The organism is Paenibacillus sp. QJM3NY_38 (genome assembly GCF_056173265.1).
Genome location: NZ_CM149665.1, coordinates 1,581,968 through 1,598,132 on the forward strand (window position 1 = coordinate 1,581,968; position 16,165 = coordinate 1,598,132).

A 16,165-nucleotide genomic window follows, 5' to 3' on the forward strand; every position below is an offset into this window, starting at 1 on the left:
GACCCGATTTGTGGACAGTTTGAAATAAACCGCCTAGAGCTTAGCTAGCAAGCAGATGACCTCTGAATTCATCGGGGGTCATCTTTTTTAATGTCCACTGGTATCGTTCTGAGTTGTAGTAGCTTATGTACTCCTTCACTCGCACCCTCACTTCATCAATAGTTTGGCAATCGCTAAAATCAACGTCGTCTTTCAAGTGACCGAAGAATGATTCCATCGGGGCGTTGTCCCAGCAATTGCCTTTGCGCGACATCGACTGCTTAAATCCTGCCTTAGCAATGAGAAGACGGGTTTTAGGATGCGTGTAGTGCATCCCTTGGTCGGAGTGCAGAATCGCTTCTGGATGAATGTTTCCATCTAATCGCTCTAAAAGACGCTGTAGCGTCCGCTCGACAATTGGAAGCTCGAGTGTTGCTGCCACGCTGTCGGCAAGGATCTGCCTGGTCGCCCCGTCCTTCACGCAGGAAAGGTATGCCCAGTGTCCGCTTCCATAGCGCAAATAAGTGATGTCAGTGAGAAACACTTTCTCAGGTTCGCCTTGGTCAAACTTTCGCTCCAGCAGGTTCGGACACGTCTTGTGCTCTTGAGTTGCCTTAGCCATCTTGCGGTAGGGGTTCGCCTGACGGATTACGGCTACCAAGCCTGCCTTTTTCATAAGCCGGCGAATCTTCTTGTGGTTCATGACAACGCCGCTTATCTGTTCCAGCCGCATCTTAATCACAAGCGCACCTGCTTTGCCGCGGAGCGCGTCAAAGTGCTGCTTGATGAGAAGGATGTCCTGCTCGTCGGCGGCAGCACGAAGTTGACGATCTTCTTCCGTCCCCAGCCACCTGTAATAGCCGCTTGGACTTACTTCCACGAGCTCGCATAGATAGCGTGTCATTCGTTTCAGGCCATATGCCCGAATGGTGCGATTTATGATCTCATAGCGCTCGGAGGGCGTCAGCGTTTCTTCTTCTGCCGATCGAGCGCTTCGAGCTTTTTTAGCATGTCCACTTGAGCTTCAAGCAGTTTGATCTGGGCCTTAGCCCGTTTCAATTCTTCTTCGGCTGACAACTGACCAGTTGGCTTGCGCCCTGTACTGCCCTTACCGCGCCGCTCTGTAGCCAAACCTTCCTCACCGTACAGTTCGAAGGTTTCACGCCACCGTTTTAAGCTGTCCTTGGGCTTCTTATGACCAATAACGTCCAGGTCGAAGCCGGCACGAATAAAGATTTCTGAAGGTGTCTGCCCCTGCTTGTAGGCTTTCAGCGCCTCCAGCTTGAATGCAGGTGTGTATGTAATGGCCGCCTCGGTCACATGGTGTACGTTTGGATTCTCCTCCAGCTTCCTCATTTGCTCCTCGGTAAAGAGCACCCGTTTCAACTTCCCCATTCTCGTATCACTCCTCGTCACATACCTTGATTAAAACACAAATGACCCACAAGAAGTCACTTTTTTCAAAGTGTCCATCTTATGGGTCACAGTTCACTGAAATCTTAAGGGCGGTTTTTTTATCAATGTAAAATGCGAGCGGTTAAAGAGAAGTGCTCTGGTATCCGATAATATCCGTAAGTGTTAGATTAACGATTGGATAAGGATGTGAGTACATGCGCATTGCGTCTGCATATACATACTGGAGTCAGGTGAAACGGATGGACGCCGAATCAGCCCAAGGCGGATTTGAACAGCTGCTCCAGAAGAGCAAGAAGGAAGAAGAGAATAAGGGAAAGCTGGTAACCGTAAGGGAAGGCGGTTATTTGCGTCAGTATATGGTTCAACCGGATGGGAGCAAAATGCTGTTAAGCGAGAGAAAGCAGTACGAAAGTGAATCCGCCGCCAGTTCAAAAGCTCTATCGATGTCGTTGCCTCGAGTGAGCGGAATGAGTCTTAATACCAAGGACGCTCTCGATCTGCTATGTCTTCAGGCTGGTGCGGTCGGTACGCGTTCCAGCTACAAGATATTCGAAATCACCTAAAATGAATAAATACCAAAAAATCATACTGGTAACAAATTGATACTTGCTGTATAATTCTCAGTAAGTCTTGGTTGAACGTGAGATTTTTCATTGTAATCAACTCTAATTTCATTTATTTTGAAAATAGATGTATTTACATGAAAGAATTCATGTTATAATTTCAATACATTAACTAAGCTCATAGGAATTATCGGTTAATTAATTAGTGTGAATGCATTACAAAAATAAAACATGAATATGGATCTTCGGGGTAAGGTGAAATTCCTAACCGGCGGTGATGCTTCGTTCCGGCGTGAACGAAACTCAGCCCGCGACTCGCTGCGTTCTGGTGTGAATCTGATCGCAGCGACTGACTTGGTGCAATTCCAAGGCCGACGGTAAAGTCCGGATGGGAGAAGATCAAAAATGAGTTTGCCGTGGATGCGAAATTTTCCATTCGGCGCAGGCTTATTTGATCAGCCCCCGTTTACGTCGACACATGTCGATGACGGGGGCTTTCTGCTAGCAAGACCTCCGTATTCAAGACAGGAGAGGGCAAGATGAGTAATATTAATACTGGAGTCAAGGTGAAACCCTATGGTTCCGACACACAGGCAAGTTGACGTTTTAAGGGAGGGTTCTGGCTCGTCGTTTTGGGAGCCGCCCTGTGGGGCGTAGACCCCTTATTCCGGGTCATTCTGCTTAAGAATCTGACTTCGGCACAGATCGTTTTGCTTGAACATATCATTATTTCCTTGATTGCAATTCCTGTGTTATGGAAGAACCGGGAGGAACTAAAAGGCCTTGGCTGGAGTCATGTCGGTGCTCTGCTGTTTATATCCTGGGGCGGCTCGGCACTGGCTACTGTATTGTTCACGATGGGGCTGTCGAGCGGCAATCTGAATGCCGTCCTGCTGCTTCAGAAGCTGCAGCCGCTGTTTGCCATCATTCTGGCCAGCCTGCTTCTGAAAGAGAAGCTTCCGCGTCATTTCGGCGTACTGCTCATCATCGCGTTGGCGGGCACGTATTTACTGACCTTCGGTTTAACCTTGCCGATTGGCCATTGGAACGAGTTTATTCAAGTTGGCAGTCTCTTGTCCTTAGGTGCAGCAGCGCTGTGGGGCGGTTCAACCGTCATGGGGCGCCTGATGGTAGGCAAACTGAAATACGAGACGGTAACCTCGCTGCGCTTCGTGCTTGCCCTGCCGCTCCTGACCGTCATTACATGGAGCGAGGGGGCAGCATGGAATATGCCGGCCTGGAATACCGGGGCCTTTGCCTTGGTATCGCTGAACCTGATCGGCCAGGCATTACTGCCGGGTCTCCTGAGCCTGCTGGTTTATTATAAAGGATTAACCACGACCAAAGCCTCCGTGGCAACACTTGCGGAATTGAGTTTTCCCATGGTGGGCGTGCTCATCAACTGGATCGTATTCCAGCAGATCGTGACAGGTCCTCAGCTTCTTGGATTCCTTCTGATCTGGGTTGTACTGTTTATCATTTCGAGACAGCAATCCGAAGCTTCTCCGCAATTACAATGAAATCACATACGTTTGTAGAAAAAGCCGATCCGGGTGGGATCGGCTTTTTTGCTGTTACACAAAACTGTTCCAGTAAGTTTGCCCGGCGAAAGGATCATTTTTTTGAAAGATATGTAGGGTTTCCGGAATTAAAGGTGTCTTATATAGTAGCACCGGATCTAAGGCTTGGTTCAACCAAAGGAGATGGTTATAAAGGGGGGAGGATCCATGGAGGATCGGACATTGTTGGACGGGCTTGCGCTGAAAGATCCGCAATGTTTTGAAACATTGGTTGACCGCTATTCACGCTACATAGCCGCGGTGGTCGCTAAAGTGGCTGGTGGACGGTTTAATTCCTACGATGTGGAGGAAATCACCGGGGACGTGCTGGTCAAGCTGTGGACAGACGGGCCCAAAATCATGCTGCGCGGAGATAGCATCAAGCCTTATCTGGCCATAGCTGCGCGTAATCATACCTTGAATGTTTTGCGAAAAAGACAGCGGGTCATTGAATCCGAATTGGAAGATGATGCGGTTTCTTGTCCTTCTGCAGAGGCATTGGCTATTCTGCGGTAGGAGAAGGAAGCGATTAGCGGCATGGTCCAGGATATGGGGGAACCGGATCGCGAAATCTTCATCCGCAGGTACTTCTATTTGGAGAAAGTCCGAGATATTGCAAGCAGGCTGAATATGCAGGAGAAAGCCGTCACCGCCCGGATCCGCCGGGCAAAGGACAAACTGCGCATTCATTATGAAACCGATAATCTGTAGGATTTCTATAAGGACCGTGTCTATAGGAGTGAAGCTTCGAATCGATAGCGAAAGGGGATGGATGCAAGTGAAGCGGCGAATTGTAGATATCATGGCCAATATCGACAATCAGGAGCTGGAGAATCTCCTCCTTACGGAGGAAGAGGAACGCGAGTTGACACAGCAAATCAGTATGGAACGCATCAAGAATCGAGCGATGAACCGTATTCAAGAGGAGGAAACGATGATGTTTAAAAACAGGAAAGTGAAAAAATATAAAGCGAGTATCGTTATCGCTGCCGCAATGATTATGATACTTAGCACGACCGCTTTTGCGAGCCAATACATGGATAGCTTGAAGCAGTTCTTCGGTCAATCCGCGTCCATTTCGGAAGACGAACGATCACCTATACAAGGGACAGATACCGCGTCCGGGGTAACCATGAATGTGGAAGAAGGGGTTTATGTCGGCAACAGCGGTTATTTGGTGGTCAGCTTCATGAAAGAGGATGGCACGCCATTCCCCGCGGGTGCATCGATACCCGGACTTGAGCTGAAAACGGAACATGATGTGAGTTATATGGTGGGGCAGCAGCTTCTTGACGATAACAAAAAGCTTGTCGGCGTATTTGAGATGGATGCGATGAATGACCTCGACGGGCTTAAGGCACGGATCACAGCCGATCGAATCGCGTCAGCGGACAACACCCAAGCCGTTGAAGGCCCTTGGGATGTCCAATTCACCATTGCTCCCGGGAAGCAGAGAGAGCAGAGTCTGATTATGGCGATCGATAAGGGTGAGGAGGCACTGTCTCTCAGCACGATTAGTGTCTCTTCCATCGGTGTAGCTATCGAAGGCAAGCGTACCGACGGTGAGCTGGATAAACTGCCGGAGTATATGCCGGAGGTTAAGGTTATCGCCGCTGACGGATCAGAACTGATGCTTCATGCCAGCTCGACAAGTACAACAAAGAGCGGGTTTCAGTGGCTGTATAATCTGGACAGCAAGAATAACCTCGTTTTTCTGGGGGATGTGGACATCAAAAGCATCAGCATTGACGGCAATGTGACGGAGCTGAAGTAAATATTAGGTGGCAAAGAACCTCAAAGGGCAGAAGTGATGACTTCTGCCCTTTTACTTGATCAATACCTCAGCAGGAATGGAATCCGAAAGCCGTAAGCGCATCAGGCCATAGCCTCAATGCGCTTACGGCTTTTTTGAGGCTTCGGACCGAAATATGATTCATGAGAAAAAAATGTATTGAAATTGGAGAAAACGTCCATTAAAATGAAACCAACTACCATACTAGTTATACTAGTATGGTGAAATGCGACTCTCAACATAGGTTGGATAAGCAGTTGGATCACTTTGTCGGTCTAACATTCAAGATACGGGAGTCTATTGGTTAAACCAACATTGTAAGCGCTTAATATTGAAGGGGGGATCAATAGTAGGGCGGATATTATATGCTGTAACGCTGCAACCTGCTTATAGCCACAATAATTGAAAGCGATTTCTTCGTGAGTATTGAATGGAGCTGGATCATGAAACACGGCCATATTCCATGACGAAAGAGGTATGAGAAGAGGCCATACGGATTGGAGTGAATAACGTCGATGGAGCCAAAAGTTGCACATCATTCCTTGCCAGCCGTGAAAGCGGCCAAGAAACCATCCAAACTTAAAACCGTCGCTGCACTGGTCCGGAAGGATTGGCAGCTGTATTCCCTATTGATTTTACCGGTCATGTACCTGCTCATTTTTAAATATGGACCGATGATTGGCAACGTGATCGCTTTCAGGCGATTTATGCCCGGAGGAAGCATCTATGGGGAGAAATGGGTAGGACTGCACTATTTCAACATGTTTATCCATGACCCGGCGTTCTGGAACGTATTCAAGAACACCCTGCTGCTCGGTGCGTTATCCCTGCTCTTTACGTTTCCGGTGCCCATCATCTTTGCGCTGCTGCTGAATGAGGTGAAGAGCAGGCGATTCAAGAAATTCGTCCAGACGGCTTCTTATCTGCCGCACTTTCTGTCCATTGTCATCGTTGCCGGGATGATCCTGCAATTGACGTCAGTCAACGGCTCCGTTAACTCGCTCGTGGAGTTCTTTAACGGGGAACGAATCAATTTCATGCAGCGGGCCGAGTGGTTCCGGGCGATCTATATCTCGTCGGAAATCTGGCAGGGCATGGGCTGGGGCGCGATCCTGTATCTGGCCGCATTAACGACGATTGATGAATCGTTGTACGAGGCGGCAAGGATCGACGGGGCCAACCGCTGGAAGCAAACGCTGTTTGTCACGATTCCGGGCATCCTGCCAACGATTGTGACGCTGCTGATCCTGAATATGGGGGCATTCCTGGCGGTAGGGTTCGAGAAAATATTGCTGCTGTACAATCCGGTTATATATGAGACGGCCGATGTGATATCGACGTACCTGTACCGGGTCGGTCTCGTTTCGAACAACTTCAGTTATGCCACGGCCATTGGACTGTTCGAATCCATAATCGGGCTTATATTGGTATTCTCCGTGAATGCGATCTCGCGAAGACTGACGGATCGAAGCTTATGGTAAGGAGGGGGCGGTTATGAAGGAGTCAAGATCCTATAAGGTGTTCAAAGTGTGCAATGCCATCATTCTGCTGTTCGTTGTCTTCATCACGCTGTATCCCTTCCTGAACGTGGTCGCTCAATCCTTTAGCGGCGAGTCGTACATCAATTCAGGGAAGGTGAACCTGATTCCGAGGGGCTTCAATCTCGATACTTACAAAACCGTCACCAAAGACGCCATGTTCTGGACGAATTACAAAAACACCGTCGTGTACAGCGTGGTCGGCACCGTGATATCGATGTTCTTAACGACGATTTTTGCTTACGCCCTGTCCAAGAAACGACTGGTAGGACGCAAGTTCCTGACGATGTTTGCCGTGTTCACGATGTTCTTCAACGGGGGGTTGATCCCGAACTATGTGCTCATTAACAGCCTGGGCTTCAGCAACTCGATCTGGGCCATCGTAATCCCGGGAGCCATCAGCATATATAACATGCTTATCATGAAATCCTTTTTTGAAAATATGCCGGAAGAGCTGGAGGAAGCCGCGGCCATTGACGGCTTGAACACGTATGGCATGCTGTTCCGAATCGTGCTTCCTTTAAGCAAAGCGGTCATCGCGACCATGGTTCTCTTCTATGCCGTCGGGCATTGGAACTCCTGGTTTCCGGCCTTCCTGTACCTGGATCAGAAGGAGCTCTTCCCGGTCACGATCTATTTGCGCAACATGATAGCGGGCGCAACGGGCGTGACTTCCGCCGGTGCTACCTCGGCCGATAACCTGACGCAGATATCCGCCAATATCAAATCGGTGACCATGGTGCTGACCATTTTGCCGATACTGACGATTTATCCGTTCGTGCAACGTTATTTCGTAACCGGCATCATGCTGGGCTCCGTAAAGCAATAGGACCATCCGTAAGGACATTTTATTGATATCATGGGGGGAATGAGAAAGTGAAAAAGAGTCATCGATCGTTTGCCGGCAAAGCTTTATTGCTATCGTTAATCGTTGCGATCTTGGTGGCGTGTACCGACAAGACAGGCGGCAAAGAAGCCGAAATCCAGGATAAGGGCGCGATGGAAACCTACGCCGTAGGCGATGCGTTCAAGGCGACGGAGCCGTTCGATCTGTCCATCCTCTACAGCGACCAGCCGGCGTATCCTTACAAGCAGGACTGGATGCTTTTTGCTAAAATAAAAGAAATGACGAACGTGACCTTGAAGCCGACAATCGTGCCGATGAGCGATTACAGCCAAAAGCGCAGTCTGCTGATCAGCTCCGGCGATGCGCCGCTGGTCATTCCGAAGACTTACCCTGGGGAGGAATCCGCGTTCGTGGCTTCCGGTGCGATTCTTCCGATCAGCGATTATATTGACCTGATGCCGAATTTCAAGGACAAGATCGAGAAATGGGACATGGAAAGCGAACTGGAAGGGCTTCGCCAGGAGGACAAAAAATATTATGTGCTCCCGGGCCTCCATGAAGCGGTGTGGCCGGACTATACGCTGATCGTGCGCACGGATATTTTCGAAAAGCATAACATCGCAATTCCGACCACCTGGGATGAACTGTATACGGCGATGAAGCAGTTGAAGCAGGAGTACCCGGACGTTACGCCGTTCTCCGATCGCTTCAAATTCAACAGTACGCTGAACATCGCGGCTACGGGCTTCGGCACCAAAGGCGGATGGGGCTACGGCAGCGGACTTACGTATAAGGAAGATACGGATGAATTTGTGTACACAGCGGCAACGGATGAATATAAGGACATGCTGGCCTACTTCCACAAGCTGGTGGATGAAGGACTGCTGGACAAAGAGAGCTTTACACAGGATGACGATCAGGCCGTGCAAAAGTTCGTGACCGGCAAATCCTTCATCATTAACGGCAACTCCCAGACCGTGGTCCAGCATCGCAATGATATGGACAAAACGCTGGGCGAAGGCAAGTATGCGATCAGCAAAATCACGGTTCCCGGCGGCCCGGCAGGCCAGCTGATGTCCGGCAGCCGACTCGAGAACGGGGTAATGATCTCTTCCAAAGTGAAAGAGAGCGAGCATTTTAAAGCCATCCTGCAGTTTATCGACTGGCTCTATTACAGCGACGAGGGACAGGAATTTACGAAGTGGGGTGTCGAAGGCGTAACGTATACCAAGGAAGGCGGCGTACGCAAGCTGATGGATGACATTAACTACAACGGACTGAATCCGAAGGGCACGAAGGATCTGCGGATCGAGCATGGCTTCTCGGGCGGCGTATTTGCGTACGGCGGCACGACGGAGCTGCTTCAATCCATGTTCAGCGAGGAAGAGCAGCAGTTCCAGAAGAGCATGAGCGAAACAAAAACCGTCGTGAAGCCGGAGCCGCCAATTCCGTACTCGGTCGAAGAACGCGAGCGAGTAACGCTTTTGAGCACGCCGCTGAAGGACTACACGGATCAGAACACGCTGAAGTTCATTCTGGGCGACCGCGATCTTGCCGAGTACGACAAGTTCGTGAAGGAGCTGGATAGTCAGGGTGTCGGACAATACCTGGAGATTGCAAATAAGACTTATAAAAAATATAAAGAGCAACAATAACCAACGGATCGACAGGCTGCCGATTCTTTATGGAAAGGCAGCCTGTTTGGAGGTTCAGACGGTCGTGATGTTCCATCCTGCACTGTTGACGACAAGGAGGTTGTTCTAAATTGAGTGTGACCGTTCAAGACGTAATCAACCGATTAACCGAACCAGCGGGACGCCTTGAATCCACGGTGGACAGGGTTGTAGCCGGAAGCGCGGATGCCATCGTTCACGGCATCGCCGTCACGTTCGCCGCCTCGTTTTCGGTTTTGCAGAGAGCCGTACAGGCGGGAGCTAACCTTGTGATCACCCATGAAGGGATCTTTTACAGCCACCATGAGGATGGAGTGGATGGGATGCAGGCGAGTTCTGTCCACCAGGATAAAATAGATCTGATCCAATCCGGCAATCTGACGATTTACCGGTTTCATGATGCGCCTCACAGGTATGTTCCCGATATGATCACACAGGGATTGGTTCAGGCACTGGACTGGGAGCCCTATATCGATACGTACCTTCCTACAGCTGCCCTAGTCACACTGCCCGGAGAACTGACAGTTGAGGAGATTGCAGAAGATATAAAAAGAAAGCTGAATCTTCCGTATCTTCGTTATGTCGGGAATCGAAGCGGAATATGCTCCAGAATCGGCATAACCGTCGGCTACCGTGGCGGCGGCGCGCATGCCATTCCCCTCTGCGTGAATGAGCGGCTGGATCTGCTTCTCGCCGGCGAAGGCCCGGAATGGGAGACACCCGAATATATTGGCGATGCAGCGGCGCAAGGCCGGAACCCGTCCATGCTTCTGCTTGGTCATGCCGCCAGCGAGGAGCCCGGTATGGCCTGCGCGGCCAAGCTTCTCCGCGAGCTTTTTCCGCAGATTCCCGTACATTATATACCGCCCGTGCCCTTGATTCAGGTAATATAGAGGGAGAAATAACTTTAACGGTATCGGAAGAGCCATCCGCATAGAAAGCGATGCGATCAGCCGGATCTTATAACGTAAGCAAAAAGAACACTTGAGCATAAGAGAAAGAGGTAACGAAATATGTCAACAGAGCAAAAGATTAAAGGCTCTACCAGGGAGTATTCATATCAGCTGCTGAAAGACCGGATATTCCATCTGGAGCTGGAGCCGGGTACGAAAATCTCGGAAAAGGAAATTGCGGATGAATTGAACGTCAGCCGAACGCCGGTCCGGGAAGCGTTCATGAAGCTTGCCGAGGAAGAACTGCTCGACATTATTCCGCAAAGCGGGACAATCGTATCCCGTATTAATCTCAGGCATGTTGAGGAAGGCCGGTTTATTAGGGAGAAGATCGAGAAGGAAATCGTGGCGCTCGCCTGCGAAATTTTCCCCGAAGAGTTCCGTTTCCGTCTGGAAACCAATATTGCGCTTCAGGACATATGCGCGGGAAACCATAATTTCTATAAGCTGTTTGAGCTGGACGAGGAGTTCCATCAAATTCTGTTTGAGGGTACGGGCAAAGAACGGACCTGGAAGATGCTGCAGCAACTGAACATTCATTTCAACCGCTTGCGGCTGCTTCGCCTGTCGAAGGACTCCAACTGGGAGAATATCATCTCGCAGCATAAGGAAATGTATCAGCTGATCGTTAATAAACAAGCGGAGCAGGCCATGAACGTAATGGAGCGCCATCTGCGTCTTGTCGTTGTGGAGCAGGATATTTTACGCGAGAAGTACCCGCATTATTTTATTTAACAAGCTTTATTAAAAATAATGACCCGCAGGAGAGTCACTTGAGATCAAGTGACCAGCCTTGCGGGCCATTTTTTTCATTAGATCGATCTGCGGATAACACCGTCAAGAATTTGAGCCACATGAGATGGTCCTTGCTCTAGATCCTGTTGATCCAGGGTAACCCATGAGTGTTGTTCATCCATATCAAGGGATCGCTGGAGCCAGCCTGATACCCCTCTGCCTCTGCGGTCGACTTCGACCAGGACGGAAATCCCTTCCTGCTCCGGATACAGAATCAATTCAAGCTCTTTGATATGGCCGGCATAAGAGGAGCCAGGATAAAACTCAATTTCTTGCACAAAAGGAACGCCTTGGCCTAATCTCGGGTGATATTCACATGTGGCCATTTTGAAGCTGAAGCCAAGTTCTTCCACGGCGTCAAAAACAACGGATGCGCCTTCGTCCGGTTCAACGTCGATAAAATCACGGTCCTTCGGATCGATGGCATTATCGATATCAAGGCCGGTATGGATCCATACCGGCTGCCGCGAAATGGTGAGCGGCGTTTCCAGCGGCAGGGCAAAGGAGAATGGTATTTCCTGTTGATCGCCAGGCTTTACCGTGAGGCGGCTGGAGACATTGATTTTGGCAAGGGTATAAGATTCTATGTATTTCTTATCGTCGCTTTCCCTGGTGTATTCCGTCATCACTTTCAAGTAAATACGGTCGACCGTCTGCTCTACGTTTCCTCCTTTAATGTGAATGACGCCGCGTACTTCTTCACCTGGATAATAGGAGGATTTTTCGAGATGCGTATCGATCTGGGCTGCTCCAATTCCTACACTGGCTAGCATTTTGTTAAAAAACGACATAAAAGATACCTCCAAAAGAGAATGTATGATAATGGAATTATACGCTGGAAGATCGCCTCTGGTTTCCGAATTGCAAAAATATTTTTTGTGGTTTTGCGCAGTGAAGATATTGACGCCCAGGAAGCTGAAGAATACCCATGAAATCAGGAAAAAGAATACAGCTCGTTAGCATTCGCAGGTTCGGCATGGTATATTGGACACGATACCATTAAGGATGGAGCATTCAAGGCATGAGCGAACAACAACGTTCCGGACAAGGAACCAAAAATAACAAATCAACCGCATACGGAAAGAAGCCGGGTGATAAGGCGGCTGCGAACCAAACAGGGGCCAAGCCGGCTTTTAAGCGCGAACATAGGAAGAACAAGGATTCGTTATCGGCTTCATCGTATTCGAAAGCGAAATCGTCCGATAAATATAAACAAGGAGTACGCGGGCCACGGCCTTCATCCGGACGTGAGCACGCAGATGAGCTGCAAGCAGGCGACATTATTGTCGTTACGATCAAAAGGCTTGGCATTAACGGCGAAGGGGTCGGTTATTACCGCCGTAAGGCAGTGTTTATTGACGGAGCGATCACGAACGAAGTTGTCAAAGCCGAGGTGAAAGAGGTCCAGCCTAAATTTATCAAGGCACAGCTGGTAGAAGTGGAGAAGCGTTCGCCTTACCGGATTGAACCTCCTTGTCCTGTATTCGGCATCTGCGGCGGCTGCCAAATTCAGCATATCTCCTATGAGGGACAGCTGCAGGCTAAGACGGATATTGTGCGTGAGGCGTTCAGCCGGTATGCAGGACGGGACGATGTGAAGTTTAAGCCGATCCTCGGCATGGAGCACCCATGGAATTACCGGAACAAAGCGCAGCTGCAGCTGAAACGGAAGGGCGGCGAAGTGATCGCAGGGCTCTATGAAGCGGACAGCCATACGATTGTGGACATTAGCGGCTGCCCGATTCAGCATCCGAAGGTGAATGAAGCGGTGGAGAGGGTCAAATCCGTCCTCGAAGAGTTGCGGATTTCGCTGCATAAGGAGAATGGAAACAAGGACGGCGTTCGGACGATTGTGGTTCGTCACGGCTTCCAATCCGGGGAGCTTCAGGTGACGCTGGTCACGGCCGGAAGCAAGCTGCCAAGGCAGGACGATCTCGTTCGCATGCTGCGTCTTACCATTCCGGAGGTGAGCGGGATTTCACTCAATATTAATCCGAAGAAAACCTCACTCATCTTCGGAGACCGGACAATCTCGCTGTGGGGAGCCGAGAGCATGCAGGAATCGCTGAGTGACCTGCAATTCTCGCTGTCGCCCAGAGCGTTCTTCCAGCTGAATCCGCAGCAGACGGTCAAGCTGTATGAGTCGGTCCGGGGGGCAGCCGGATTGACGGGGAAGGAAACCGTCATCGACGCCTACTGCGGAACGGGCACGATCGGCCTGTGGCTTGCGCCTTATGCCCAGGAGGTGCGCGGGATCGAGACGATCCCCGAAGCCGTCGAGGACGCCAAGGCCAATGCGCAGCGAAACGGACGGGCTAATGCGAGCTTTCACGTCGGCCAGGCAGAGGAACTGCTGCCGCGTTGGGTCAAGGAGGGTATGAAGCCGGACGTCATCATTGCCGACCCGCCGCGTACCGGCCTGGACTCGCTCTTCCTGGAGACGGTGCTCCGCACCAAGCCGAAGCGGTTTGTATACGTATCCTGCAATCCCTCGACCTTGGCGAAAGATTGCAAGGTGCTGCTTGACGGCGGTTATGAGCTCGATTGGGTGCAGCCGGTCGACATGTTCCCGCAAACAAGCCATGTGGAGGCGGTAACGCTGTTGATCAGGAAAGACAATTAAATCGGAGATATTGCAAAGAGGGGCGAAAGAGCCCCTCTTTTTTCATTGTTATAAACAGCAGGACACTTGCCCGGTTTGTTTCTTATAACCAGGCAGTTGCATAGGAGATTCCAGCCCGCTTCGGTCGACAACACCCCTTTTCTATGATATGGTAGCAAGTAATTAGGCATTTCGTTCCCTTGGGACGAGGTGCCTTCTCGCATATTGATAGCCGTTTTACATTAAATGTCTATCTGGAGGTGATGCAATGGTGCTCCTGATTTCCCCGCTACGGGGGGAGAAATCCGTAGTTCATTATGGACGATCGATGGAGAGTGCACCCAAATAACGATAATCTGAGGAGTGTTGTTGAGATGAGAGTAAATTTACGAGCAGAAACGCGCGCCGCGATGAACAAAACTGGACTTAAGCAGCTTCGTCTTTCGGGACGAATTCCGGCGGTTGTATTTGGCACAGGGGAAAACAATATGATGATTCAACTGTCCGCCAAAGAATTCGGCAAATGGGCAAGGAACGGCAAAGGAGGAATCCTTGAGCTTCGTTTTGACGATCGGGAGCCGCTTCCGGTTTTGCTGGAGTCCGTTCAGCGTGATCCCATTACTCGTGAATACATTCATGTCGACTTTTTGCGCATCAATATAAATGAAGTTGTTCGGACGAGAGTAAATCTTGATTACATCGGCACCGCTAAGGGAGCCAAACTTGGAGGCGTTGTCCAAATTCAAAGCACGTTCATCGAGATTGAGTCTTTCCCTGACCGTATTCCTGCCATCATTCCAGTTGGTATCAGCGAACTGGATATCGGGCATTCCTTACACGTCGGGGATCTTAAACTGCCCGACGGGGTCGTGCTGATCTCTTCGGCAAATGAACTGCTCGTGTCGGTGGTGACACCGAAAGTCCAGTCGGAGCAACCGGAGGCTATGTAACTTCTGCTGCCGGCGATTACTTCCCGATACTCCATCGGGAAGCGATCGCCGGTTTTTTGCGTAAAACTTGAACAGAATCCGGAACTTTCCATCAAGTGAGACTAGGCTTGGCCGTCATTATTATTGTACACTCAAGTCATGTGAACTGCGGCCTGCCGCTTATTCGGCAGCTGCATACTAAGCCAATGAAGGAAGTGTCAAACCATGAATGCAGAATCCGTTATGGCGGAGCTTGAAGCGCTAGGCAAGGAACGGCTCAAGAAAATGTACCTGTCCAATGGGGCGCGTGAACCGCTCTTTGGCGTGGCGACAGGCGCCATGAAGCCGATGGCCAAGAAAATTAAAATCAATCAGCCTCTGGCTGAGCAGCTTTATGCCACCGGGAACTACGACGCCATGTACTTTGCCGGCATCATTGCAGACCCTAAAGCGATGACGGCAGCGGATTATAATCGCTGGATGGATGCGGCCTATTTTTATATGCTGTCCGATTATGTGGTTGCCGTAACGTTGGCAGAGGCAGATATTGCGCAAGACGTTGCCGATCAATGGATCGCAAGCGGCGAAGAGCTCAGAATGTCGGCGGGGTGGAGCTGTTACTGCTGGCTGCTCGGCAGCAGACCGGATCGTGAGTTCCCGGAGAGCAAAATCTCGGCCATGCTCGAACTGGTGGAAAAAACCATTCACGAGTCTCCGGATCGAACGAAATCCGCAATGAATAATTTCATGTACACCGCAGCCATATCCTATTTGCCGCTTCATGATAAGGCGGTTGAGACCGCAAAAGCCGTAGGACCTGTAGAAATGAAGCGGGACAATAAGAGCAAGTTCCTGAACGCTACCGAAAATATTAGGAAAGAAGTCGAGAGAGGGAAACTAGGTTTTAAACGCAAGTATGTGAGATGTTAAACCATGTTTTTAATCGACAGATTTGATGGAAGACCTAAAGAAGGCGGTGTTTTGCTGCCTTCTTTTAAATATCCTTTTTCATATAGTAATGCGTATGCCGTCCGGCATTCTCGATCCGGCCATATACCTCATACCCCTGCTTGATGTAAAAATCCAAGGCTTGGAAGCTCAATGTATCCAATTTAACGAACTCGCATTGTTTCTCTTTCGCTATTTTTTCCACCTCGTTTAACAGCTTGGTGCCGTACCCTGATTTACGGAAAGGTTCGTCCACGAACAAGTAGTGGATTTCCAGCCAGTTCCAGCATATTTCACCCACAATTCCGCCTAAAATCTGACCGTCCGCATTCCTCAACAATAGGTTTACTTCCTGATAACGTCCCTTTAAGTCGTCTGGGAAGTGCATGAGATTATACTTAATCATTTGGTTCCTTACGTAATTTATGTCGGCGCTGTTTGATTCTGCAGTTTCATTAGTAAAATAAATTTGCATAAGGTTTGCTCCTTCTGGTATGCCACATCTGTGGTATATGAGGATACGAAATCGGTTTATTCCTATCCTTCTCAAGATATCATAGCCTTTAGGTGG

Annotated in this window: 16 protein-coding genes, 1 pseudogene and 1 riboswitch; of the genes and pseudogenes, 13 read left to right on the forward strand and 4 right to left on the reverse strand. The window is 49.8% G+C overall.

Going from position 1 to position 16,165, the window contains the following annotated elements; genetic code table 11:
- Positions 1-40 precede the first annotated feature (40 nt).
- Together AC0VZ8_RS06845 and AC0VZ8_RS06850 are read right to left on the reverse strand one after the other, a co-directional pair.
- Positions 41-946 carry an IS3 family transposase gene (locus AC0VZ8_RS06845; RefSeq protein WP_341035036.1) on the reverse strand — a complete coding sequence of 302 codons (906 nt, stop codon included), beginning with the start codon at positions 944-946 and terminating at the stop codon, positions 41-43.
- Positions 943-1,374, reverse strand: coding sequence for an HTH domain-containing protein (locus tag AC0VZ8_RS06850; protein WP_007127449.1), 432 nt, complete (start codon positions 1,372-1,374; stop codon positions 943-945). The genes AC0VZ8_RS06845 and AC0VZ8_RS06850 overlap by 4 nt, the downstream gene beginning before the upstream one ends.
- Before the next feature lie 215 nt (positions 1,375-1,589).
- Between AC0VZ8_RS06850 and AC0VZ8_RS06855 the strand changes: the two genes are divergently transcribed.
- From AC0VZ8_RS06855 to AC0VZ8_RS06900, 10 genes and pseudogenes are all read left to right on the forward strand, one after another.
- On the forward strand, positions 1,590-1,958 hold the full coding sequence (locus AC0VZ8_RS06855) for a hypothetical protein (RefSeq protein WP_475486459.1): 369 nt from the start codon (positions 1,590-1,592) through the stop codon (positions 1,956-1,958).
- A gap of 237 nt (positions 1,959-2,195) precedes the next feature.
- Positions 2,196-2,362: riboswitch (FMN riboswitch) on the forward strand.
- Between the two features lie 135 nt (positions 2,363-2,497).
- A pseudogene (locus tag AC0VZ8_RS06860) lies at positions 2,498-3,478 on the forward strand (DMT family transporter).
- A gap of 207 nt (positions 3,479-3,685) precedes the next feature.
- Positions 3,686-4,033, forward strand: a complete 348-nt coding sequence (locus tag AC0VZ8_RS06865) for an RNA polymerase sigma factor (protein ID WP_475486460.1) — start codon at positions 3,686-3,688, stop codon at positions 4,031-4,033.
- 21 nt (positions 4,034-4,054) lie between these two features.
- Positions 4,055-4,228 (forward strand): sigma factor-like helix-turn-helix DNA-binding protein, encoded by a 174-nt coding sequence (locus AC0VZ8_RS06870; protein WP_475486461.1) that lies wholly within the window; start codon positions 4,055-4,057, stop codon positions 4,226-4,228.
- A 61-nt stretch (positions 4,229-4,289) separates the two neighbouring features.
- The gene (locus AC0VZ8_RS06875) at positions 4,290-5,291 is read left to right on the forward strand and encodes a hypothetical protein (RefSeq protein ID WP_475487654.1); all 1,002 of its coding nucleotides are present in this window, start codon (positions 4,290-4,292) and stop codon (positions 5,289-5,291) included.
- Positions 5,292-5,824: 533 nt separating this feature from the next.
- The gene (locus tag AC0VZ8_RS06880; protein ID WP_071223639.1) at positions 5,825-6,790 is read left to right on the forward strand and encodes an ABC transporter permease; all 966 of its coding nucleotides are present in this window, start codon (positions 5,825-5,827) and stop codon (positions 6,788-6,790) included.
- A gap of 13 nt (positions 6,791-6,803) precedes the next feature.
- Positions 6,804-7,676, forward strand: a complete 873-nt coding sequence (locus AC0VZ8_RS06885) for a carbohydrate ABC transporter permease (RefSeq protein ID WP_475486462.1) — start codon at positions 6,804-6,806, stop codon at positions 7,674-7,676.
- Between the two features lie 47 nt (positions 7,677-7,723).
- Complete coding sequence (locus tag AC0VZ8_RS06890; RefSeq protein WP_475486463.1) at positions 7,724-9,349, forward strand: ABC transporter substrate-binding protein; 1,626 nt, start codon at positions 7,724-7,726, stop codon at positions 9,347-9,349.
- Between the two features lie 110 nt (positions 9,350-9,459).
- Positions 9,460-10,260: a Nif3-like dinuclear metal center hexameric protein gene (locus AC0VZ8_RS06895; protein ID WP_475486464.1), complete on the forward strand. Its 801-nt coding sequence runs from the start codon at positions 9,460-9,462 to the stop codon at positions 10,258-10,260.
- Between the two features lie 120 nt (positions 10,261-10,380).
- Entirely contained in the window at positions 10,381-11,055 is a 675-nt protein-coding gene (locus AC0VZ8_RS06900) for a GntR family transcriptional regulator (protein ID WP_071223635.1), read from the forward strand.
- Between the two features lie 77 nt (positions 11,056-11,132).
- Here the strand turns inward: AC0VZ8_RS06900 and AC0VZ8_RS06905 are convergent, their stop codons facing one another.
- A complete protein-coding gene (locus tag AC0VZ8_RS06905) occupies positions 11,133-11,906 on the reverse strand; it encodes a sporulation protein (protein WP_475486465.1) in 774 nt (257 codons plus the stop codon).
- A 230-nt stretch (positions 11,907-12,136) separates the two neighbouring features.
- Here AC0VZ8_RS06905 and rlmD point away from each other — a divergent pair, with 230 nt between their 5' ends.
- The 3 genes from rlmD (at position 12,137) to AC0VZ8_RS06920 (ending at position 15,576) form a co-directional block, all read left to right on the forward strand.
- On the forward strand, positions 12,137-13,738 hold the full coding sequence (gene rlmD / locus AC0VZ8_RS06910; protein WP_475486466.1) for a 23S rRNA (uracil(1939)-C(5))-methyltransferase RlmD: 1,602 nt from the start codon (positions 12,137-12,139) through the stop codon (positions 13,736-13,738).
- A 353-nt stretch (positions 13,739-14,091) separates the two neighbouring features.
- Entirely contained in the window at positions 14,092-14,667 is a 576-nt protein-coding gene (locus tag AC0VZ8_RS06915; protein WP_475486467.1) for a 50S ribosomal protein L25, read from the forward strand.
- Between the two features lie 204 nt (positions 14,668-14,871).
- Positions 14,872-15,576: a DNA alkylation repair protein gene (locus tag AC0VZ8_RS06920; RefSeq protein WP_260066989.1), complete on the forward strand. Its 705-nt coding sequence runs from the start codon at positions 14,872-14,874 to the stop codon at positions 15,574-15,576.
- Positions 15,577-15,640: 64 nt separating this feature from the next.
- On the opposite strand, the gene AC0VZ8_RS06925 is transcribed toward AC0VZ8_RS06920, so the two are convergent.
- Positions 15,641-16,069 (reverse strand): GNAT family N-acetyltransferase, encoded by a 429-nt coding sequence (locus tag AC0VZ8_RS06925; RefSeq protein WP_071223576.1) that lies wholly within the window; start codon positions 16,067-16,069, stop codon positions 15,641-15,643.
- Between the last annotated feature and the right edge of the window lie 96 nt (positions 16,070-16,165).